We start from the raw sequence: 22,025 nt of genomic DNA on the forward strand, positions 1-22,025 counted from the left end.
GGCGTCGCAGAATGAGGTGAACGCGTGACCGAGGCGCACAACGAGGAGGCCCAACTTCCCCCGCCGCTGCCGGAGGGCGGACTGCGGATAACCCCGCTCGGCGGGCTCGGCGCCATCGGCCGGAACATGACCGTCTTCGAGTACGACGGCAAGCTGCTGGTCGTCGACTGCGGCGTGCTCTTCCCCGACGTGGAGCAGCCCGGTGTCGACCTGATCCTGCCGGACTTCGGTCCGATCCTCGACCGGCTCGACGACATCCAGGCGATCGTGCTGACCCACGGGCACGAGGACCACATCGGCGCGGTGCCGTACCTGCTCGCCCACAAGCCGGACATCCCGCTGGTGGGTTCCCAGTTCACCCTCGCGCTGGTCGAGGCGAAGCTGGCGGAGCGGCGGATCCAGCCGTACACGTTGACGGTGCGCGAGGGCGGCCGGGAGCGGCTCGGCCCGTTCGAGTGCGAGTTCTTCGCCGTCAACCACTCGATCCCGGACGCGCTGGCGGTGGCCATCCGTACGCCGGCGGGCCTGGTGCTGCACACCGGCGACTTCAAGATGGACCAGCTTCCGCTGGACGGCCGGATCACCGACCTGGCCGGGTTCGCCCGGCTCGGCGCCGAGGGCGTGGACCTGCTGCTGTCGGACTCCACCAACGCGGAGATCCCCGGCTTCGTCACCCCGGAGCGGGAGATCGGCCCGGTCCTCGACTCGATCTTCGCCAAGGCGCGCGGCCGGATCATCGTCGCCTCGTTCGCCTCGCACGTGCATCGGGTGCAGCAGGTCTTCGACTCGGCGCTGGAGCACGGCCGCAAGGTCGCGCTGATCGGCCGGTCCATGGTCCGCAACATGGGCATCGCCCGCGACCTGGGGCTGCTCAACATCCCGGCCGGCCTGGTGGTCGGTCTGGACGAGGCCACGTCGATGCCGCCCGAGCAGATCGTGCTGATGTCCACCGGGTCGCAGGGCGAGCCGATGAGCGCCCTGGGCCGGATGGCCAGCGGCGACCACCGGCACATCACCATCGCCCCGGGCGACACCGTGGTGCTGGCCTCGTCGCTGGTGCCGGGCAACGAGACCTCGGTCTACCGGGTGATCAACCGGCTGGCCCGGGCGGGTGCCGTGGTGGTGCACAAGGACGTCGCCAAGGTGCACGTCTCCGGTCACGCGCCCGCCGGTGAGCTGCTCTATCTGCTCAACGTGGTCCGGCCCAGCAACCTGATGCCGGTGCACGGGGAGTGGCGGCACCTGCGGGCGCACGCCCGGCTCGGCATCGAGTCCGGCGTGGCGGCCGACCGGGTGGTGCTCTGCGAGGACGGCGACGTGGTCGACCTGGTGGAGGGCCGGGCCAGTCTGGTCGGTCGGGTCAAGAGCCGGTACGTCTACGTCGACGGCCTGGCCGTCGGTGACGTCAGCGAGTCGCTGCTCACCGAGCGTCGCATCCTCGGTGACGGTGGGTTCATCGCCGCGACGGTGGTGGTGGACTCGGTGACCGGCAAGGTGGTCGCCGGGCCGACCGTGTCCGCCAAGGGTTTCTCCGAGGACCAGCAGGCGTTCAACGCGGTGATCCCGCTGGTGACCGAGGCCCTGAACAGGGCCGCCGCGGACGGCATCACCGACCCGCACCAGCTCCAGCAGATCGTTCGTCGCACCGTGGGTCGGTGGGTCAACGACGCCTACCGGCGTCGGCCGATGATCGTGCCCACTGTCGTCGAAGTCTGAACCGTTCGGTCCATCCGCCCGTACTCCGATCCGGCAGGCGTGCCCCGCGCCGGCCGGGAGGAGCATGGCGGATGGACCGCAGACGATTGACAGCCATCGGTGTCGTGGTGGCGGCGGTGGGCGCGGCGGCGGCGGTGGCCCTGCCGTCCTTCGCCGGTGACGGCAGCGCGCCGAGCGCCGCGCCGACCGGCCAGGCCGTGGCGGGCGCCGACGCCGAGGTGGTCGAGGCCATGCGACGCGACCTGGGGCTGGACCAGGCTCAGGTCGCGGCGCGGCTGAAGACCGAACGCTGGGCGAGCGGGGTCGTCGACCAGCTCCGGTCGGACCTCGGCGGGGACTACGCCGGTAGCTGGCTGAGCGCCGACGGCGGCCAGCTCAACGTCGCGGTCGCCGACGCGGCACAGGCGCAGCGGGTACGCGCCACCGGCGCGGTGCCGAAGGTCGTGGAGCGCGGCGTCGGGCAGCTCGACGCGATCAAGACCCGGATGGACCGGACCGCCGCGCGGGCCGAGAACGTCTCCGGCTGGTACGTCGACGTCGCCACCAACAGCGTGGTGGTGCTCGCCGCTCCGGGTGCCGAAGCGGCCGGCTGGCAGTTCGTGGCCCGTGCCGGCGTACCCCGCCAGGCGGTCCGGATGGCCACCGAGGAGCAGCCGCGCCTCTTCGCCGACGTCCGTGGCGGGGAACCGTTCTTCGTCGGCGCCGGCCGCTGCTCGGTCGGTTTCGCGGTGGTCGGCGGCTACGTGACCGCCGGACACTGCGGCCGGGTCGGTGCCCGGACCTCCGGCGCCGACGGCGAGTTGCAGGGCGTGTTCCGGGCCTCGTCCTTCCCCGGCGACGACTGGGCCTTCGTGCAGGTCAACCAGAACACCCGAGTGCTGCCCGAGGTGACCGACTTCCGGGGCGGCATCGCCCGGGTCGCCGGTTCGCAGGAGGTGCCGGCCGGATCGTCGATCTGCCGGTCCGGCTCCACCACCGGCGTGCGCTGCGGCACCGTGCAGGCGCGCAACGCCACCGTCCGCTACCCGGAGGGTCTGGTCAGCGGTCTGGTCCGGACGAACGTCTGCGCCGAGCCCGGTGACTCGGGCGGTTCGTGGATCTCGGGCAACCAGGCGCAGGGCGTCACCTCCGGTGGCTCGGGCGACTGCGTACGCGGTGGCACGACGTTCTACCAGCCGGTCAACGAGATCCTGCAACGCAACAACCTGACGCTGCTCACCACGCAGAACTTCGCCACGTTGGGCGCTCGACGCTGATCTCCTCCTTCGGCCCGGTCGGACGCGCCACGTCCGGCCGGGCCGTCGCATGTCCGCTCAGGGCAGGGCGGCGACCGCCTCCGCGTACGCGACCCCGGTGCGGACCGCCGCGTCGACCAGCACCGTGACCTGTGCCGGGGCGACCCCGTACGCCAGGTCGGTGGTCACCTCGCCGGCCAGCACCAGTTCGCCCTCGCCCGGATCGTGCACGTACGCGCTGGGCAGCAGCCGGTCGCGGTTCCACCCGTTGCAGAACGCGTACGCCTCGGCGCGCCGGGCGGCCGGCAACCGCCGACCGGCGACCACCCGGGCGTGCAGGATCTCCCCGCGTTCCCCGGCCCGCCGGAACTGGATCACCGCGTCGCCCCAACGCCCGAGCACGGTGCCGGTCGGATCCAGGGCGTACCCGTCACCCCGCCGGTCCAGCGCCTCGGTGATCATCCGTACCGTCAGCGCGCCGATCTCGTCCACCGCCCGACCGGCTGCGCCGCCCGACGTGATCTCGGTCCCGGTCCCGTCGACCGTTCTGACCTCGGTCCCGGTCCCGTCGACCGTTCTGGCCTCGGCCCCGGTCCCGCCGTCGGTGGATCCGGTCGGAGCCGGATCGCCGGGCCACGGCTCGTCGTCCGGCTCGATCCCGTCCTCGCCGGGCAGCGGCACCGGCTCGGCCAGCGGGCGTTCGGACAGCCAGGCGGCGATCCGGCCGGACTGGTGCCCGGTGCCGTTGCGGGCGTCGAAGCTGCCGGCCAGGGCGGTGGCGACGGCGAGCAGTTCGGCGCCGAGCGCGCTCACCGTGACCTGCGCCGCCGGCCGTCCCCGGTAGCCCGGTCGGTGCACCGGGCGGTCGCCGTCGTCGGCGGCGCGGACGCAGACCAGCGCACCGGCGGCGGTGAACTCCATCACCGACCGGTCGTCGTGCGGCTGGTCCAGCCGGGGCAACTGCTCGACCAGGATCGCCAGCCCGCGCCCGAGGTGCCCGCCGAGGGCACAGAAGCGCAGGTGGGTGGCGAGGTGGCCGAACCCGTCGGGCTCGACCCGGTGCCGCCGGTACGCGCGCACGTGGGCGCGGGCGGCCCGGTGCGTCTCACCGGCCCGCAGCCAGGGCAGCAGTGCCCCGGTCAGGGCCGCTTCCGGCTGGGCGGTGCAGCCGCCCGGACCGTCCAGGACGGACGCGACGGCGGCGAGTGCCTCGGTCCAGTCGCCCCAGCCGGCGAGCAGTTCGGCCCGGCGTACCGGCAGGCAGTCGGGACATCCGGCGGCCGGGTCGGCGGGCGCGGCCTGCCACCGGCGCAGCCAGTGCCGGGCGGCGGGCTCGTCGCCGAGGTGGTCGGCGATCCGGCAGCGCACCTGCGCCACCACCGCGTCCACGTCGTCCCCGCCCGCCGCCAGCATCCCGGGGTCCGTGCTGGTGTCGAGCAGGTGGGCGGCCTGGTCCAGGCCGATGCGGGGGGTGCCGAGCAGGGCTTCGGCGGCGTACCGGCGGTAGCGGCGCAGCGTCTCGTCGTCGGGGTCGCCGGGGATCGGCCGGGCGCGGGCGGCGGCGTCGAGGCAGCGCCGGACGGGCTCGAAGAGCCGCCACCGCTCGCCGCCGCGCAGGTGCGTCTCGACCAGTTCGGACCAGGCGGCCCGGGCGGTGGCGGTGTCACCGGCGGCCTCGGCCAGGGCGGCGACGCGTTCCAGTTCGGCGATCCGCGCCTCGCCGTCCGGCCTGTCCCGGGCGTCGTGCAGCGCGTCGGCGGGCCGTTCGCCGGTGAACGGCCCGGTGGTGGTCCGGCTGCGCTGGCGGCCACGTCCGGGACCGGTCGGCCAGCCGGTCACGACCGCTCCGACCCGACGAGCCGGCCGACCTCGGCGGCCAGCCGGCGACCGGTGGAGATGCCCCGGTCGAGCAGCCGGTCGAGCTGGTGCGGGGTGACGCCGCGTTCCAGGTCGGTGATCACCTCGCCGCAGACCCGGGCCCGGCCGGCGTCGTCGACGTGCACGAACGCCTTGGGCCAGAACAGGTCGTGGTTCCAGGTGTTGCAGAACTCGTGCAGCCGGGGCACCTGGTCGACGCCGAACGCGGGCGTGGCGACGGTGCGTACCTGGAGGATCTCGCCGTCGTCCCCGGCGCGCAGGAACCAGATGTGGCCCTCGGCCCACCGGCCGACCAGCGCGGCCCCGTCGGCGCTGACGGGGTGCCCTCGGCGCGCCAGCACGGCCGAGACGAGGTCGTGCGTCAACGGCCGCAGCGCCGACGGATGGCCGGCCAACGGTCCGTCCTCGAACTCCGGCGACCCCATCGGGCACCCTTCTGTGGGGCGAATATCACGGCATGCGGCGGTGGCCGCGCTGCGACACGCGGACGCGACCAGTAAGACCGGCGTATCCCGGGGCCCGCCGTTACGGTGATGCTATGGCGGGCCGTACCTCTCAGGCGAGCCGCCGACGCGGCGCGTCGCCGCGCGGTGGCACGAACAACAGTCGTGCCCGCCAACCGGCGAAGAAGACCCGGGCGCCGGTCCGGCGTCGCACCACGGCCCGGGGACCGGGCCCAGCGGCGTACGTCGGCCGTGCGGTCCGTGCGGTGTGGATGGGCCTGGCGCACAGCGTCGGGTGGGCGGTACGCGCCACCGGCCGGCAGGCCGCCTCCGCCGCCGACATCGACCCGGAGCACCGCCGCGACGGCGCCGGGCTGCTGGTGATCGGTTTCGCCCTGCTCACCGCCGGTGCACTGTGGTTCTCCGGGGCCGGTCCGCTGGGCGCCCAGCTCGCCGACACGATCCGGCTGTTCCTCGGCGCCATCTCCATCGTGGTGCCGGTCCTGCTCGGCATCGGCGCGTGGCGGCTGATGCGGCAACCCGGCGACCCCGAGCACCGGGGCCGCGGCCTGATCGGCTGGGGCTCCATGGTGGTCGCCACCGCCGCGATGCTGCACATCGGCCAGCAGCCGGCCGACCCGACCGAGCGGGACTTCGCCGGTGGCCTGATCGGCGCGGGCGTGGGCAGTCTGCTGGAGCGCGCGGTCACCGCCTGGGTGGCCGTGCCGCTGCTGCTTCTGCTGCTGGTGTTCGGGTTGCTGGTGGTGACCGCGACGCCGATCAACAAGGTGCCCGAGCGGCTCGGCCTGCTGGCCGGGACCGTGATCGGCCGCACCGACGAGGAGGACGAGGCCGAGACGCCCGCCACTCCGCCGAAACGACGGCCGGCGAAGCGGACGCCTCCGCCGATCGACCCGGACGATTTCGAGGACCTGGACGGGGTGGACCTCCAGGAGACCGTGGTCCTGCCGCGCAAGGCGCCGTCCCGGGTGCCGGCCAGCCGCAAGCCGGCCGAGCCGCCGGAGCACTCGCCCGCGCCGACCCGCGCCGAGCAGCTCGCGTTGACCGGGATGGCCGGGGACTACACGCTGCCTCCGGCGAACATGCTGAGCAACGGTGCCGCACCGAAGAGCCGCAGCAAGGCCAACGACGAGGTGATCGCGGCGCTGACCGGCGTCTTCGACCAGTTCGACGTGGACGCGGCGGTGACCGGCTTCACCCGGGGCCCGACGGTGACCCGGTACGAGGTCGAGCTGGGCCACGGCGTCAAGGTCGAGCGGATCACCCAGCTCTCCCGCAACATCGCGTACGCGGTGAAGTCGCCGGACGTCCGCATCCTCAGCCCGATCCCGGGCAAGAGCGCGGTCGGCGTGGAGATCCCGAACACCGACCCGGAGAACGTGGCGCTCGGCGACGTGCTGCGGTCGCGGGCGGCCACCAGCGACCACCACCCGATGGTGGTGGCCCTCGGCAAGGACATCGAGGGCGGATTCGTGGTGGCCAACCTGGCCAAGATGCCGCACATCCTGATCGCCGGCGCCACCGGCGCGGGCAAGTCGAGCTGCCTCAACACGCTGCTCATGTCCATCCTGACCCGGGCCACGCCGGACGAGGTGCGGCTGCTGCTGATCGACCCGAAACGGGTCGAGCTGACCGGCTACGAGGGCATCCCGCACCTGGTCACCCCGATCGTGACCAACGCGAAGAAGGCCGCCGACTCGCTGGAGTGGGTGGTCCGCGAGATGGACATGCGCTACGACGACCTGGCGGCCAACGGGGTCCGGCACATCGACGACTTCAACCGCAAGGTCCGCAGCGGCGAGATCAAGGCGCCGCCGGGCAGCGAGCGGGAGATGCGCCCGTACCCGTACCTGCTGGTGATCGTGGACGAGCTGGCCGACCTGATGATGGTCGCGCCGCGCGACGTGGAGGACTCGATCGTCCGGATCACGCAGCTCGCCCGGGCCGCCGGCATCCACCTGGTGCTCGCCACCCAACGCCCCTCGGTCGACGTGGTGACCGGCCTGATCAAGGCCAACGTGCCGTCCCGCCTGGCGTTCGCCACCTCGTCGCTGGCCGACTCCCGGGTCATCCTGGACCAGCCGGGCGCGGAGAAGCTGCTCGGGCGTGGCGACGGCCTGTTCCTGCCGATGGGCGCGTCGAAGCCGGTGCGGATCCAGGGCGCCTGGGTCACCGAGCGCGAGATCGTCGACGTGGTGAAGTTCTGCAAGGACCAGCGCGAGCCGGAGTTCCGCTCGGACGTGCTGACCGCCGCCCAGGAGAGCAAGAAGAAGATCGACGAGGACATCGGCGACGACCTGGACCTGCTGGTGCAGGCGGTCGAGCTGGTGGTCACCTCGCAGTTCGGCTCCACCTCGATGCTCCAGCGCAAGCTGCGGGTCGGGTTCGCCAAGGCGGGTCGCCTGATGGACCTGATGGAGACGCGGGGTGTGGTCGGACCCTCCGAGGGTTCCAAGGCCCGAGACGTGCTGATCAAGCCGGACGAGCTGGAAGAGGTCCTGGAGGGACTGCGGGGCGCCGAGGGCTGACCCCGGCACCGGGCTGACCTCGGCACCGCCGGGCTGACCCGTCGGCACCGCCACTGCGGGCCGACCGACACACGAGGAAGGGCCCGCCGGACGTCCGGCGGGCCCTTCCTCGTGTGCGGTGTCGCGGGTCAGCCGAGCAGGACTGCCGCGAGGATCATGTTGAGCAGGATCGCGGCCACGCCCGCCCCGGCGGCGTACCAGCCGAGCGGCTTGTCGCCCTGCACCGCGCCGGCGACCCCGAGCCCGACGGCGACCAGGCCGAACAGCAGCGGGAACAGGAACAGCGCGAGACCGGCGAAGACGAAGCCTGCAATCGTGCAGATGCGGGCGGCGTTGGTGCGCGGGCGGGTGCCGGCGTGCATGTTGGCCATGATCTCCTCCGGTGGTCAACTCGTCGTTGATCGGCCAGTACCCATGCCGGGGTGCCGTCCAAACAGCACGCCGGGACACGGATCAGTGATAGACCTTGAGCCCGACCACACCGGCGACGACGAGCAGCAGGCAGAGCAGCCGGGGCACGCTGGCCGACTCGCCCAACGCGAGCATGCCGACCAGGGCGGTGCCGGTCGCGCCGATCCCGACCCAGATCGCGTAGCCGGTGCCGACCGGGATCTCGCGCAGCGCATACGCCAGGCCGGCCATGCTGAGCACCAGCGTGACCGCGAAGATCGCGGAGGGGACGGGGCGGGTGAAACCGGCGCTGCGGTCCAGGGCGATCGCCCACGCCGTTTCGAGAAGTCCGGAGATCACCAGTGCGATCCAGGCCATCGGGTCACCTCTTCAGGGCCGCCCGGGCCACCGGGGCGCCGGGACGAGTCGGGTCCATCACGCGGGGCGTCTTGGCTCACCGGGTACGCCCACGACTCGTCCGGGACGGCCACGCGGGCCGTCGGGACCGACCGTAGCACCGGACGCGACGGACGGCTCGGGTGAGAACGCTCACCGGGGGTGGACCTCAACGTGACTTCAACTTGCACGATGGCAGGCATGACGGTCCTCATCTCCGACCCGGAGGTCGCCGCCGCGCTGGACGCCGCGACCACCGTCGACGCGATGCGCCACGCCCTGCTCGCCGCCTACGAGGGACGGCTGGTGGCCCCGCCCCGGGCCGCCGCGTCGTTGGGCGGGGGCCGGATGGTGCTGACCGCCGGGCACCTGCGCGACGAGTGGTACGGCTACCGGTCGTACGACACCTTCGGGCACCCGGGCGCCGAGCAGGTGGTGGTGCTGCACGACGGGCGTACCGGGGTGGTGCGGGCGGTGGCGGTGGGGGAGGAGTTGGGCTCACGGCGTACCGGTGCGATCGGTGGGGTCGCGGTGGACGCGCTGGCCCGCCCGGACGCCGCCTCGCTCGGCGTGATCGGTGCCGGCCGGATGGCCTGGACCCAGGTGTGGGCCGCCGCGGCGGTCCGACCGCTGCGCGAGGTGACCGTGCACAGCCGCTCGGTGGCCCGCCGGGAGGCGTTCGCCGCCCGGGTCCGCGCCGAACTCGGCATCCCGGCTCGTGCGGTGGACACCGTGCGCGGGGCCACCCGGGACCGGGACGTGGTGGTGCTGGCCACCACGTCCACCACGCCGGTGCTGACCGCCGCCGACGTCTCCCCGGGTACGCACGTCAACGCGGTCGGCTTCAAGCAGTGCGACCGGGCCGAGTTCGGCACCGACCTGCTGGACGCCGCCGCCGTGCTGGCCAGCGACTCTCCGGAGCAGGCCGGCGCGTACGTCCCGCCGATGCTCGCCGCCCAGCCGCCGTACGCCGCCCGCCTGGGCGACCTGGGCGCGGTGCTGGCCGACACGGCACCCGGCCGCACCGACGCGGACCAGATCTCGGTCTTCTGCTCCGTCGGCCTGGCCGGCACCGAGGTGTTCCTGCTCGACCGCCTGGTCTCGGTCCTCGCCCCGGCCGCCTGACGTCCGGCCCTGCCGTGCCCGGTCGGTCGGCCCGAGTCCTGCCCGTCGGCCCGAGCCCTGCCCGGTCGGCCCGAGCCCGCCCGGCCCGTCGGTGTCCGGTGGGGCGGGAGCCGGCCGGGCTGTCGGTCGGGGGCCGGTGGCCCGGTACCCTCGGATGGTGTCTGCCACCTCTCCTGTCGACGACTCCCAGGCGGTGCGTCCGGCGTCGCCCCGCGACCCGGAGCAGCCCGCCGACGGCCGCCGGGTCGCCCTGCTGACCCTGGGCTGTGCCCGTAACGAGGTCGACTCGGAAGAGCTGGCCGCCCGCCTGCACGCCGACGGCTGGCAGGTGACCACCGACGGCGAGGGCGCCGACGTGGTGGTGGTCAACACCTGCGGCTTCGTGGAGAAGGCCAAGCAGGACTCGATCCAGACGCTGCTGGCCGCCGCCGACACCGGGGCCAAGGTGGTCGCGGCCGGCTGCATGGCCGAGCGGTACGGCCGGGAGCTGGCCGACAGCCTCCCCGAGGCGCAGGCGGTGCTCAGCTTCGACGACTACCCGGACATCGCGGCCCGGCTGGACGCGGTCGTCGCCGGGCGGGATTTCGCCGCGCACACCCCCCGCGACCGGCGGGAACTGCTGCCGCTTACCCCGGTCGCCCGGCGGGACAGCACGGTGTCGCTGCCCGGCCACGGCACGGTGGCCGAGGTGGACGAGCACACCCCGGCGCACCTGCGTCCGGTGCTGCGTCGCCGCCTGGACAGCGGCCCGGTGGCCTCGCTCAAGCTGGCCAGCGGCTGTGACCGGCGCTGCACGTTCTGCGCGATCCCGGCGTTCCGGGGCGCGTTCGTCTCGCGTACGCCGGACGAGCTGCTCGCCGAGGCGGAGTGGCTGGCCAAGAGCGGTGTCCGCGAGCTGGTGCTGGTCAGCGAGAACTCCACGTCGTACGGCAAGGACCTGGGCGACCCCCGCGCGCTGGAGAAGCTGCTGCCGCAGCTCGCGGTGATCGACGGCATCGTCCGGGTCCGCGTCAGCTACCTCCAGCCGGCCGAGACCCGGCCCGGTCTGGTCGAGGCGATCGCCACCACGCCCGGCGTGGCGCCCTACTTCGACCTGTCGTTCCAGCACTCCAGCGAGCCGGTGCTGCGCCGGATGCGGCGTTTCGGCTCCACCGACCGCTTCCTGGAACTGCTGGCCTCGGCACGGGCCCTGGCCCCGGAGGCCGGCGCGCGGAGCAACTTCATCGTCGGCTTCCCCGGTGAGACCCGCGCCGACTACGACGAGCTGGTCCGCTTCCTCACCGAGGCCCGGCTCGACGCGATCGGGGTCTTCGACTACAGCGACGAGGACGGCACCGAGGCCGCCGGACTGCCCGGCAAGGTCTCCGCCGCCACCATCAAGCGCCGGTACGACAAGCTCAGCGCCCTCGCCGACGAGCTGTGCTCGCAGCGGGCCGAGGACCGTCTCGGCGCCACGGTCGAGGTGCTGGTCGACTCGGTCGACGGCGGCGTGGTCGAGGGGCGGGCCGCACACCAGGCTCCCGAGGTGGACGGCTCGACCACCCTGGTCGCCCCGGACGGCGGCGGGGTCGACCTGGCCGCGCTGCGCCCCGGTGACCTGGTCCGGGCCACCGTCACCGACACCGAAGGCGTCGACCTGGTCGCCGTACCCGATGAGATGATCTCGGCGGCGCCCGGCGCGACACGGTGACCGCCGACCAGGACGAAGCGGGGGAGCGACCAGGTGTGCTGCCGGAGAACGCGCCGATGACCGAGGCGACGGAGTCCACCCCGCTGCCCGTGGTGGCCCGGGTGGTCCCGGTGGTCAACGCCGCCAACGCGCTGACCGGGCTGCGGCTGCTGCTCGTACCGGTCTTCGCCGCCTGTGTGGTGGTCTCCGGCATGACGCACGCCGGGTGGCGCAGCGTCGCCTGCGTGATCTTCGTGGTGGCCTCGGCGACGGACCTGGTCGACGGCTGGATCGCCCGCCGGTTCTCGCTGGTCACCGCGTTCGGCAAGGTGGCCGACCCGATCGCGGACAAGGCGCTCACCGGCGCCGCCCTGCTGCTGCTCTCCTGGTACGCCCAACTGCCCTGGTGGGTGACGGTGGTCATCCTCGCCCGCGAGCTGGGCATCACCGCGTTGCGCTTCTGGGTGATCCGGCGCGGGGTGATCGCGGCGAGCCGGGGCGGCAAGGTCAAGACGGCGCTCCAGATCCTCGCCATCACCTGGTACCTCTGGCCGATGCCCGACGGCCTGGCCGCGATCGGCCCGTGGATCATGGCGGCGGCGGTCGCGGTGACGGTGGCCACCGGGTTCGACTACATCGCCCAGGCCCTGCGGCTGCGGCGGACCCGCTGACCGTCCGCCCCGGCGGTGCGGCGAGTAGACCGCCCACTTGTCGGGAAGGATGCAGAGCGTGGGTGTCAGAGAAGGCGAAGGACAGATGGGCAGCGCGGCGGCCGGCGTGGTGCACCGGCTCACCGAGCGGCGGGAGACCCTCGCCACCGTCGAGTCGCTGACCGGTGGACTGCTGGCCGCCACGATCGTGGAGGTCGCCGGGGCGAGCGCGGTCTACCGGGGCGGGCTGGTGGTGTACGCGACCGAGCTGAAGGAGCAGCTCGCCGACGTGCCGGCGGATCTGCTGGCGGAGCGCGGCCCGGTGGACGGCGACGTCGCCGCCGCCCTGGCCGAGGGCGGGCGGAAGCGCTGCGGTGCCGACTGGGGCCTGGCCACCACCGGGGTCGCCGGGCCGGAGCCGCAGGACGGCAAGCCGGTCGGGCTGGTCTACGTCGCGGTCGCCGGTCCCTACGGCAACGAGGTACGCGAACTCCACCTGGACGGTAGCCGGGACCATATTCGGGGTGAAACGGTCACCGAGGCGCTTCGAATGGTCGCCGCCCACGTGGAGCGGGACGTCGCCGCCGCAAGCTAGGAGGGCGGGGCGGGATGTCGTGGCGGCCCGCAACGGGTACGGTTGCGGGAAAGCTCCGACAGTCGGAGCCGGTGCGCACCACCGGGCCGGCGGCCGGGCGAACTGTGTCCCTCAGGGGAGGTGCGATGGTCCTGCTACGCCGGGTGATCGGTGACGCACTACGGGCGCGCCGGCAGGGGCAGCACCGCACGCTGCGCGAGGTCTCTTCCGCCGCCAACGTCAGCCTGGGCTACCTGTCCGAGATCGAACGCGGCCACAAGGAACCCTCCAGCGAACTGCTCGCCGCGATCTGCGACGCGCTCGGCGCTCGCCTGTCCGAGCTGTTGCGCGAGGTCAGCGACACCGTCGCCCTCGCCGAGCAGCTACCGGGCGTGCTGGTGCCGGTGCAGGACGAGCCGGCCGAGGCGACTCCGGTCGGCGCGACGGCGGTGCACAAGTCCACCGGTCGACCCGTACGCCAGGTCAGCTCGGACGGCTCCGTCGCGGTCGCGGTGCGCCAGGAGTCCCCGCTCAAGGCGACCCTGCGCAGCACCCGGGTCCGGTCCACCGAGCGCACCGAGCGGGACGTGGTCTGCGCCGCCTGAGCGTGTTCCACACCGCGTGAGCCGCCGGCCGATGGTCGAGGTGGCGACCGCCGCGTAGGGTTGATCGCAGCGTCCCCCTCGCGCCGGTACGGATGCCGTGCTGGCGCTCGGCTGGGACGATGGACCCACCATCGCCGGTGGCCGAGCTGGGCCGGCCGGCCATGGCGGTTGGCGCAGCGACGTGACTGAGGGGATACGGCGGAGATGGCGAACCCGTTCGTCAAGGGTTGGAAGTACCTGATGGCGCTCTTCGGCGCCCGAATCGACGAGCACGCCGATCCCAAGGTGCAGCTCCAGCAGGCGATCGACGAGGCGCACCGGCAACACCAGGCGCTCGTGCAGCAGGCGGCCGCGGTGATCGGCAACCAGCGGCAGCTGGAGATGAAGCTCTCCCGGCAGATGTCCGACGTCGAGCGGTTGCAGAGCAACGCCCGGCAGGCGTTGGTCCTCGCCGACCAGGCCCGCGCCAAGGGCGACGAGACCGAGGCCGGCCGCTACGAGCAGTCCGCACAGACTCTCGCCAGCCAGCTCGTCTCCTCCGAGCAGGCCGCCGAGGACCTCAAGACCCTGCACGACCAGGCGCTCGCCGCCGCCGGCCAGGCCCGCCGGGCGGTCGAGAACAACTCGATGATCCTCCAGCAGAAGCTCGCCGAGCGCGCCAAGCTGCTCAGCCAGCTCGAGCAGGCCAAGATGCAGGAGACCGTGGCCTCCTCGCTGGAGTCCATGTCGGCGCTCACCGCCCCCGGCAGCACGCCCAGCCTGGACGAGGTCCGCGACCGCATCGAACGCCGCTACTCCACCGCCATGGGCCGCGCCGAGCTGGCCGGCAACTCGGCCGAGGGCCGGATGCTGGAGATCCAGAAGGCTACGCTGGACGTGGCCGGGTCGGCCCGACTCGACCAGATCCGCGCCAGCATGGCCGGTGAGCAGCTCGGCGGCACCGCCGACCAGAACGCCGTCGGTGGCGGCCAGCAGCAGGCGGCACAGACCAACGACCCGGGCGTGGCCCGCCTCGACGAGCTGCGGGCCAGCATGAACCGGGATCGCAACACCGGCGACGCCAGCGCCGCCGGCTGACCGAGGCGTCAAGGAGGCGACGGTGGCAGCAGACGAGCGCACCCGCTACTTCCGCCGGCTGGGCAAGCTCCGTCGCTCCGCCCGCCGGTGGAGCGTACTGGCCGGCGGGCTCGGCGGCGCCACCGTCATCCTGACCCCGTACGCCGGCATCGGCCTCGCCGACGCCTTCTGGGCCGCCGCCGCAGGCGCCTCCACCGCCCTGGCCGCCTGGCGCTGGGTGGACCTGCGGGCGCTGTCCGCCCAGCCCGCCCCACCCGCCCTCGACCCCGCCCAGGCCGCCGCCCGCAGCCGCGCCCGTCTGGTCGCCGCCGTGGAACGGCTACCGGTCGGGGCCGGGGTGGTGGCCGAGGTGCGCCGGGCACGGTCCCGTGGTGCCCTGCGCGGCACCAGCGCGGCCCAGCCGTGGGAACGGCTGGACCGGGCGGCGTCGACCCTGGCGTCGATGGGCGGCCGGCTGACCGGCTTCGCCGAACCCGCCGTCGCCGAGGCTGCCGTGGCCGAGCAGTCGCTGCGCGAACTGGCGAACCGGGTGGCGAGCGTGGAACGCGCGGTCCGCCTCGCGCCCCCGGACGCGCGTCCCGCGCTCACCGAGGCGCACGAGGCGCTGACCGGGCAGTTGGACGCCGGTGTGGGGGCGTACGAGCGGCTGGTCGTGGCGGCGGCCGGTTACCTGGCCGAGGAGTACCGGCCGAACAGCGAGCACCCTTCCGCGGCGCGGCTGACCGAGGCCACGGACATGCTGCACGGCTTCGCGTCGGCGCTGTCGGAGCTACGGGCCGTCGGCCGCCCCGCCACCACTTCCTGACCGCCGGACTCCCGTCGTCGGCGTCCGCACCGGTTGGACCCCTCGGTCCGTGCTCGTTGGATCGCGTCGGTCCGTGCTGGCTGTATCCGTCGGTCCGTGCCGGTTGGATCTCGCGTCGGTCCGTGCCCGTTGGATCGCGTCGGTCCGGGCCGGTCGTACCTGTCGTCGTCGCTGGTTGGGCCTGCTGGTCCGGGTTGTCGTCGTCCGAGCGGCTCGTCGCCGGTCGGACCCCTTGCCCGGGCTGGTCGGAGCTGTCGTCGCCCGAACGGCTCGTCGCCGGTCGGGTCCGTCTGTCCGGGCTGGTCACATCTCTCGTCGTCGTCCGGGCGCGACGCTGATGCCGCTGCGCCCGTGCGCGGGCAGGCACGTCGCCCTGCCGATCATGGAGTTGGGGTTCGTCGCGTGCGGCAAATCGGGCGGTTGCCGCCGTGCCGTCGCGCCTGAGGAGGTGGGTGGGTAGATCTGTTGTCGCCATGGCGACAACAGATCTACCCACCGCCCCCGGCACGCCCGAAGCCTGCCGAGCGCGTCGTCCCCACCTGGCCGCCGTCTCCCTTGACACGTCGATCATGGAGTTGAGGTCGTGATTACCTGGCGATGTGCACCTTTTGTCGCAGCCACAACTCCATGATCGCCGGGGCCAGCGGGCATGCGGGGCTGGCGGGCATGTGGGGCGGCGGGCATGCGGGGCTGGCGGGCATGCGGGGCGGGACATGGGGGGCCACCGGGCTACTTCGGGGTGGTCACTGGGATGGGGCCGGTGTACGGGGACGCGGCCACCACGTTGAACGAGCGGATCCGGTAGTGGTAGGTGACGCCTCGGGCCAGGCCGGTGTTGGTGAAGCCGCGTCCGGTGACGGTGAACGTCGCCAGTTCGCGGGTGAACGCGGCGTCCAGGGCGCGTTCCACGGTGAAGCCGGCTCCCGCGCCGGTGGGGGTGCTCGCCGCCCAACCGAGTACGACGGTCGCGGTGTCCGGGTCGGGGGTGCTGGTGGCGACGCTGACCGCGGTGGGTACGCCGGGCACCGGAGGGGTGACCACGGTGGCCACGGTGGACCAAGGCGAGGCGACGCCCAGGTAGGTGGTGCGTACCCGGTAGTAGTAGGTGGTGTCGGGGGCGAGCGCGGTGTCCAGGTGGTGGTCGCCGACGCCGATGGCGGTGGTGCCGGGGCCGCTGGTGAAGGTGGGGTTGGTGGCCCGCTGCACGTCGATGCCGGTGGCGAAGGAGCGGTTGGCCCACCGCAGCGCGGCCCGGAGCGGGGCGGCCGGTGGGATGGTGGCGGTCAGGCCGGTGGGGGCGGTGAGCTGCACCGCGGCCGGGACGCTGTTCGACCAGGCGGAGCAGCTCACGGTGTTCTCCGCGCGCAGGCGGTAGTGGTAGGTGACGCCGGGCGTGATGGTGGCGTCGGTGTAGCGGGTGGCGGTGCCGGCCACGGTGATCTCGGTGAGGCCGCCGGCGAAGGTGGAGTCGGTGGCCCGGTGCAGCAGGTGGCTGGTGGCGGCGGGCAGGCTGCCGTTGCCGGTCCAGGTCAGGTTGATCGCCGGCAGGGCGGTGGCCGAGCCGGGGGCCGGGGTGGCGTTCAGGCCGGTGGGAGAGCGGGGCGCGACGCGGACCACCAGCGGGCGGCTCATGCCCTGGTCGCGAAGGCCCGCCGCGGCACTGCCCCAGCGGTACTCCCAACCCAGGTTGACCAGGCGGTTGACCACCGAGGCGGGACGCCCGTCGAGCGGGCTGATCTCGGTGGAGCCGGTGGGTACGCCGGCCGGTCGGGTCGGGTCGAGCAGCCGGATGCTGTCGCCGAGCTTGAACGGCAGCGGCGGGGCCTCGGGGCGGAGCGCGACCAGCACGTCCTCGCCCGGGTCGACCCGGACGACCTGCTTCCAGCCGAGTTCGCCGGGGTGCGGTGGCCGGATTCGACCGTCGCGGCCGACCCGGCTGACCACCTGCACGTCGAGGCCGTCGAAGCGGACCGGGTGGGTGTGTCGGCCGGTGCCGCGTACCCGCCAGAGCTGCGTACCGTCACCGGGTGCGCCGATCGGGACGGCCGGGTCGCTGACGTGCAGGGTCTCGGTGGCCGGGTCGGCGGGGCCGAGCGGCAGGGTGGGCTCGTCGAGCGGACCGGCGTGCGGGTGGCCTACGCCGAGGCGGCCGGTGGCGCGCCCGTGCCCGGGTTCGAAGACCTGCCGGACGGCCTTGACCGCCAGCGGCAGCGTCACCGGTGTGGTGCCGCCGGTCGGGGTGAACGTGACGGCGGCGGCGTGCACCGGGATCCGGGTCGGCGCGGAGACCGTGCCGAAGCCGGCGTCGTAGGCGGGTTGCGGCACGACCGGGGGACGTTGGCTGGCCGCGTACGCGCCGGGCAGCCGCTCGCGCAGCCGGTCCAGGTCGTACGGGGACGCGGGGGAGCCGGTCACCCGGAACTGCACCAGGGTGCGGGTGTTCGGGCCGTACCCGGGACGGGTCGGTGGCGCGCCGCCCTCGGCGGTGCGGTCGGGGCCGTCGGTGTGGTGGTCGTGTCGGAGGTCGAACGCGGGCAGCGGTGCCGGGGCGTCGTTGTAGAGGATCAACGTGCTGCCCGGCGCGACGGCGGCGAAGTCCACCAGCACGTCGGCGCGTTCGCCGGGAGCCAACAGCAGGGCGTGGCCGTCGACGTTGAGCACGGTCGCCTCGCGCCGGTCGTATCGGAATCCGATCGGGCGGTTCGGGATCACCACCGGCTCGGGCAGCAGGCCGCACTCGTTGCCGATCCGGATCAGTTCCGGTCCGGCGGCGGACGGGTCCGGTACGCCACCGGGGCGGCCGTCCGTCGGCCAGCCCGTCGGCCGGCCGGGTGCCCGGACCGCGTCGACCATCGGCACCTCGCCCGCGTCGGCGTCGGCCAGCCTGCCCTCCGGTGTCCACATCGGCGCGTCCGAGGCGGCTCGGTAGAGCTGGAGGTTCAGCCACCGGTCGGTGCAGGCGTTCAGGATCCGCCACCGATGGACCTTCGGCTCCACCTCCAGGTACGGGTACGCGGCGCCGTTGACCAGCACCGTGTCCCCGTACGCGGCGGGCACCGCGCTCGGGTGCGGCACGCCCGGCGCCTCCGGTGGCTCGTCCGGGTCGGTGACCGGGTCGTGGTGCGGGTTGGCCACGGTGGCGGCGGTGACCTCCGGCCCGGCCGACACGGCGGTACGCGACCACGGGCCGTAGTCCCAGCGGCCGGTCGGGTTGACGCCCTCGGGGCGGTGCGGGTCCTGCCGGGGCTGGTAGACGTGCGGGTGCCAGAGGCTGCCGCGTGTCCCCCAGCGGCTGCGGTCCCAGGTAGGGTCCTGGGTGGCGAGCTGCGCGTCGTCGGGCACGAAGGTCTTGTCCTCGAAGACCAGCGGGAACTGTTCGCTCGGCAGCACCCCGTCGTCGACGAGCCGCTCCTGCGCCTCGTCGGTGAGCAGATAGAGCGCCACCTGTCCGGAGTAGACGGTCAGCCGGGACAACCCGGCGGTGTTGTCGTGGAACCAGAGCAGCCGCCCGCTCTGCTCGTTCGGGATGTAGAGCGTGGTGGCGCCCTGCCCCGGGGGCGGCATGTCGGGGACGTGCGTCAGCCCGATCCCGGTCGGGTACGGGGTGATCTCCCCGGCCGGAGTGATCCACTGCCACGGGTTGCCGGCGCTGGCCCAACCGGTCGACGCGCCGCTGAGGTGCAGCACCGCCCGGTTCTGCGGGTACGGTGCCGGTCCGCCGAGCGGCCCGGTCCCGGCCCCCGGCACGGTCGGGTCGACCGGCAGGAAGAGGTCGCCGGCCGGCCCGGCGGGAAGCTGGTTGATGAACTTGATCCGTACGGGTCGGCCGCGTCGGGCCAGCACCACCGGCCCGAGGTGCCACGGCTGGCGGGGCGGGACCACCGTGTTGTGCCCGTCGACGTCGGTGCCGAGGTTCAGTTGCCGGTAGCCGCGCATCCGGGTCGCCGGCAGGTCGGTGTGCAGGCGTTGGGTGTACTCGGCGAGGCCGATCTCGTAGTAGTCGCAGCCGGGGTAGCTGATGGTGTCCGGCACCGCGACCGGCAGGTGCGCGCCGAGCGGCGTACGCCCCAACGGGCCGAGACCGGGCAGCGGGTCGACGAACTTGCGGATGCCGGTGCCGCCCACCACCGCGCCGTCGGAGTCGACCACCGGCAGCGGACTGTACGCGTGGTTCGGCACCGCGCCGAACAGCCGGGGCGCCGCCGCCGGGTCCAGACTGGCCGGAGCCGACGGTCGCTCGCCCGGCGCGCTCCGGGCCGGCGCGTGCGGTGCCGTCCGGCCGGGCGCGTGCGGTGACGCCTCCGCCGGGGATGCGCTTCGGGCCGTGGCGGGTCGCGCACTCCGCGGCGGGGCGGGCGGTGCCGGGGAAGACGATGCGCCCTGTGGTGCCGGGACGGAGCCGGGGTCCGCGTGGTCCGGGTCGGTGCGGGCTTCGGGGACGGCCCCCGGGCTCGACTCGCCGTTGCGGGTGGCGCGATCCCGCCAGGTCGACCGGAATCTGCGGAACACGGCCATTGGCTCTCCCCGGGGTCGGGGCGCGGCGGCCACCACCGCGACGTGGCAGGCTCGGCGCGCGACTTTGACTTTCCGTGAGCGCTCAACCGCAGCATGCGACGACCGGGGGGCGGTTAGGAAGTACCCAATCGTCCCTATCTGCCGACCACCCGGCGTGTCGGCTGCGCCACTCCGACCCGGCCCGCCACCTGCGCAGACACTGGTGGAACTTGCGTCCGGAGCGGCGGAACTTCCACGCCGTCGGAAGTCAGGCGGCGGGCTGGCAGACCGGGCACCAGTAGGTGACCCGTTCGCCCAACTCCTCCTTGCGGATCGCCGTACCGCAGCGGCGGCACGGCTGCGCCCGGCGGCCGTACACGTAACTGGTCTGGCCTCGCCGTAACGAGCCGGTGCTGCTCTGCGTCCACCGCCCCCGGTTCGCGGCCAGCAGCTCCTGCGCCAGCCGGACCAGGCCGTCGAGGTCGGGCACCTCGCGGACCGGGGTACGCGGATGCACGCCGCGCAGGAACAACACCTCGCACTTGTAGAGGTTGCCGACCCCGGCCAGGTTGCGCTGGTCGAGCAGCGCGACACCGATCGCGGTGTCCGGATGCGCGCCGAGTCGGCGTACCGCCTCGGCCGGATCCCAGTCGGTGCCGAGCAGGTCGGGGCCGAGGTGCCCGACAAGTCGGTCCTCGTCGGCGGTGGGCACCAGTGTCACGTCGTGCAGGTGGTAGCCGACGGCGGTCGCGGCGGCGGCCCGCAGCACCACCCGGATCAGGTGCGCCGGCCGGGCCGTCCAGCGTTCCCCGGGGGCGTACGTCCGCCAGGTGCCGTCCATCCGCAGGTGCGAGTGCAGCGTCCAGTGCACCGGGCCGGTGGCGGTGGGAGTGCCGGTGCCAGCCGGGGCGGTCAGGCGGAGCAGCAGGTGCTTGCCCCGGCTGGCGCACCCACGTACGGCCCAGTCGGTCAGGTCGGTGGTGGCCAGCCGGGGCACCCGGAAGTCGCTGCCGGTCAGCCGGGCGCCGGCCAGGGCGCGGTCCAGGACGCGGGCGGTGTTCCAGACGGTGTCACCTTCGGGCACGCCACCATCCTCCCTCAGTCGAACCGAATTCGCATGTATCGCTATTTGTATGGCACTTCGGTTCGATCTCCCTATATAGGCATTATCGGGGAGATCTGAGGAGGAAAACGAATGAATGGCATTCGTCTATCAGGGCTGGCGACCGCGCCGGCCGCCGTCCTGGCCGCTGTCCTGGCCGTCACCCTGGCACCGCCCACGCCCGCCTCGGCCGCCCGCGCCGACACCTGGAACGCCAACCTGTCCACCGTCGACGCCGACGACGTCAACGTCCGGCACACCCGGTCCGGGCTGCGGCTGACCGACGCCCGGCCACCCGGCGTACCGGCCCGCCGCAGCGCTGTCGCCGAGGGGATGCTGGTGACCGCGCCGTATCCCCTGACCCGCCCGGCCACCCGGTTCCGGGCCGAGGTCACCGCCACCGCCCGGTCCGGTGCCACCGTGAGCGCCCAGGTGCGCGGCTGGCACGACAGCGGCTGGACGGAATGGCGCGACGCCGTCCCGGCGGCGGTCTTCGACCGTCCCGTCGCCCGGGTGCAGACCCGGGTGGTGCTCACCGGCGGTCCGGCGGGCGCCACCGCCGAGGTCCGCGCCGTCCGGTTCACCGCCGACACCGGCGGGGTGGCCGTCGCCGCCGCCACGCCCGGCCGGATCTACCGCGTCTTCACCACCCGGATCGGGCTGGTCGGCGAGGTGACCGCCAACGGGCACACGGTCGCGCCCCGCGACCACTTCGTGGCGCTGCCGTCGCGGCGGAGTCTCTCGCCGCGCAACAGCGGCGACTACACCGTCCGGGTCTGCACCACCAGCGGCAGTCGGTGCACGTACGCGCCGGTCTGGGACGTCGGACCGTGGAACACCCGGGACGACTACTGGAACCCCAGTGCCGTCCGGGAGAACTGGAAGGACCTGCCGCAGGGTCGTCCGCAGGCACAGGCCGCCTACCAGAACGGCTACCACGGCGGGCGGGACCAGTTCGGCCGTACGGTGCTGAACCCCGCCGGGATCGACCTCGCCGACGGCACCTTCTGGGACGGGCTGCAACTGACCACCAACGCCTGGGTCGACGTGGCCTACCTGTGGACCGGCACCGGCAGCCGCGCCGTGATCGGCGACGGGCCGCTGAACGTGCGCGCCGGAGCCGGCACCAACTACGCCAGCCGGGGGCTGGCCGCCCGCTACGCCCACGTACCGGTCGAGTGCTACGTGACCGGGCAGACCGTGACCGGGCCGTACCGCACCACCAACCGATGGAACCGTCTCGCCAGCGGGCAGTTCGTCAGCCACGCGTACGTCTCGGCGGTCTGGGGCCCCACGGTGCCGCGCTGCTGAACTCCG

General features: G+C 73.7%; 17 protein-coding genes and 1 riboswitch. Of the genes, 11 read left to right on the forward strand and 6 right to left on the reverse strand.

Annotated features, from left to right (window positions below):
• The first annotated feature begins 24 nt into the window (after positions 1-24).
• Together ABT008_RS05285 and ABT008_RS05290 are read left to right on the forward strand one after the other, a co-directional pair.
• Positions 25-1,716 (forward strand): ribonuclease J, encoded by a 1,692-nt coding sequence (locus ABT008_RS05285; RefSeq protein ID WP_350693796.1) that lies wholly within the window; start codon positions 25-27, stop codon positions 1,714-1,716.
• A gap of 71 nt (positions 1,717-1,787) precedes the next feature.
• A complete protein-coding gene (locus ABT008_RS05290; RefSeq protein ID WP_350693797.1) occupies positions 1,788-2,972 on the forward strand; it encodes a S1 family peptidase in 1,185 nt (394 codons plus the stop codon).
• Between the two features lie 57 nt (positions 2,973-3,029).
• Here the strand turns inward: ABT008_RS05290 and ABT008_RS05295 are convergent, their stop codons facing one another.
• Both ABT008_RS05295 and ABT008_RS05300 read right to left on the reverse strand, forming a co-directional pair.
• Positions 3,030-4,790 carry a YbjN domain-containing protein gene (locus ABT008_RS05295; protein WP_502890344.1) on the reverse strand — a complete coding sequence of 587 codons (1,761 nt, stop codon included), beginning with the start codon at positions 4,788-4,790 and terminating at the stop codon, positions 3,030-3,032.
• Entirely contained in the window at positions 4,787-5,254 is a 468-nt protein-coding gene (locus ABT008_RS05300; protein ID WP_350693798.1) for a type III secretion system chaperone family protein, read from the reverse strand. The genes ABT008_RS05295 and ABT008_RS05300 overlap by 4 nt, the downstream gene beginning before the upstream one ends.
• Before the next feature lie 113 nt (positions 5,255-5,367).
• Between ABT008_RS05300 and ABT008_RS05305 the strand changes: the two genes are divergently transcribed.
• The gene (locus tag ABT008_RS05305) at positions 5,368-7,821 is read left to right on the forward strand and encodes an FtsK/SpoIIIE family DNA translocase (RefSeq protein WP_350693799.1); all 2,454 of its coding nucleotides are present in this window, start codon (positions 5,368-5,370) and stop codon (positions 7,819-7,821) included.
• A gap of 128 nt (positions 7,822-7,949) precedes the next feature.
• On the opposite strand, the gene ABT008_RS05310 is transcribed toward ABT008_RS05305, so the two are convergent.
• Positions 7,950-8,192, reverse strand: coding sequence for a hypothetical protein (locus ABT008_RS05310; RefSeq protein ID WP_350693800.1), 243 nt, complete (start codon positions 8,190-8,192; stop codon positions 7,950-7,952).
• 82 nt (positions 8,193-8,274) lie between these two features.
• Positions 8,275-8,589: a DMT family transporter gene (locus tag ABT008_RS05315; protein WP_350693802.1), complete on the reverse strand. Its 315-nt coding sequence runs from the start codon at positions 8,587-8,589 to the stop codon at positions 8,275-8,277.
• 60 nt (positions 8,590-8,649) lie between these two features.
• A riboswitch (guanidine-III (ykkC-III) riboswitch) is annotated at positions 8,650-8,715 on the reverse strand.
• Between the two features lie 93 nt (positions 8,716-8,808).
• Between ABT008_RS05315 and ABT008_RS05320 the strand changes: the two genes are divergently transcribed.
• The 7 genes from ABT008_RS05320 to pspM all read left to right on the forward strand — a co-directional run bounded on the left by ABT008_RS05320 (position 8,809) and on the right by pspM (position 15,112).
• Positions 8,809-9,732 (forward strand): ornithine cyclodeaminase family protein, encoded by a 924-nt coding sequence (locus tag ABT008_RS05320; RefSeq protein WP_350693804.1) that lies wholly within the window; start codon positions 8,809-8,811, stop codon positions 9,730-9,732.
• A gap of 154 nt (positions 9,733-9,886) precedes the next feature.
• Positions 9,887-11,422, forward strand: a complete 1,536-nt coding sequence (rimO, locus tag ABT008_RS05325; RefSeq protein WP_350693806.1) for a 30S ribosomal protein S12 methylthiotransferase RimO — start codon at positions 9,887-9,889, stop codon at positions 11,420-11,422.
• A gap of 56 nt (positions 11,423-11,478) precedes the next feature.
• Positions 11,479-12,072 (forward strand): CDP-diacylglycerol--glycerol-3-phosphate 3-phosphatidyltransferase, encoded by a 594-nt coding sequence (gene pgsA, locus ABT008_RS05330; protein ID WP_350693808.1) that lies wholly within the window; start codon positions 11,479-11,481, stop codon positions 12,070-12,072.
• A gap of 85 nt (positions 12,073-12,157) precedes the next feature.
• Positions 12,158-12,646 carry a CinA family protein gene (locus ABT008_RS05335; RefSeq protein WP_350694088.1) on the forward strand — a complete coding sequence of 163 codons (489 nt, stop codon included), beginning with the start codon at positions 12,158-12,160 and terminating at the stop codon, positions 12,644-12,646.
• A 125-nt stretch (positions 12,647-12,771) separates the two neighbouring features.
• A complete protein-coding gene (locus tag ABT008_RS05340; RefSeq protein WP_350693810.1) occupies positions 12,772-13,230 on the forward strand; it encodes a helix-turn-helix domain-containing protein in 459 nt (152 codons plus the stop codon).
• 204 nt (positions 13,231-13,434) lie between these two features.
• The gene (locus ABT008_RS05345; protein ID WP_350693812.1) at positions 13,435-14,307 is read left to right on the forward strand and encodes a PspA/IM30 family protein; all 873 of its coding nucleotides are present in this window, start codon (positions 13,435-13,437) and stop codon (positions 14,305-14,307) included.
• Between the two features lie 22 nt (positions 14,308-14,329).
• Complete coding sequence (gene pspM / locus ABT008_RS05350; protein WP_350693813.1) at positions 14,330-15,112, forward strand: phage shock envelope stress response protein PspM; 783 nt, start codon at positions 14,330-14,332, stop codon at positions 15,110-15,112.
• Between the two features lie 729 nt (positions 15,113-15,841).
• Here the strand turns inward: pspM and ABT008_RS05355 are convergent.
• Together ABT008_RS05355 and ABT008_RS05360 are read right to left on the reverse strand one after the other, a co-directional pair.
• Positions 15,842-19,627 carry a hypothetical protein gene (locus ABT008_RS05355; protein ID WP_350693814.1) on the reverse strand — a complete coding sequence of 1,262 codons (3,786 nt, stop codon included), beginning with the start codon at positions 19,625-19,627 and terminating at the stop codon, positions 15,842-15,844.
• Between the two features lie 247 nt (positions 19,628-19,874).
• Positions 19,875-20,690 carry a zinc finger domain-containing protein gene (locus ABT008_RS05360; RefSeq protein ID WP_350693815.1) on the reverse strand — a complete coding sequence of 272 codons (816 nt, stop codon included), beginning with the start codon at positions 20,688-20,690 and terminating at the stop codon, positions 19,875-19,877.
• 111 nt (positions 20,691-20,801) lie between these two features.
• On the opposite strand from ABT008_RS05360, the gene ABT008_RS05365 reads away from it, so the two are divergent.
• Complete coding sequence (locus tag ABT008_RS05365; RefSeq protein WP_350693816.1) at positions 20,802-22,019, forward strand: DUF8814 domain-containing protein; 1,218 nt, start codon at positions 20,802-20,804, stop codon at positions 22,017-22,019.
• Positions 22,020-22,025 lie beyond the last annotated feature (6 nt).

Origin of the sequence: Micromonospora sp. NPDC002389 (genome assembly GCF_040296095.1) — a bacterium.
In the GTDB taxonomy this organism is placed as follows: Bacteria; Actinomycetota; Actinomycetes; order Mycobacteriales; family Micromonosporaceae; genus Micromonospora.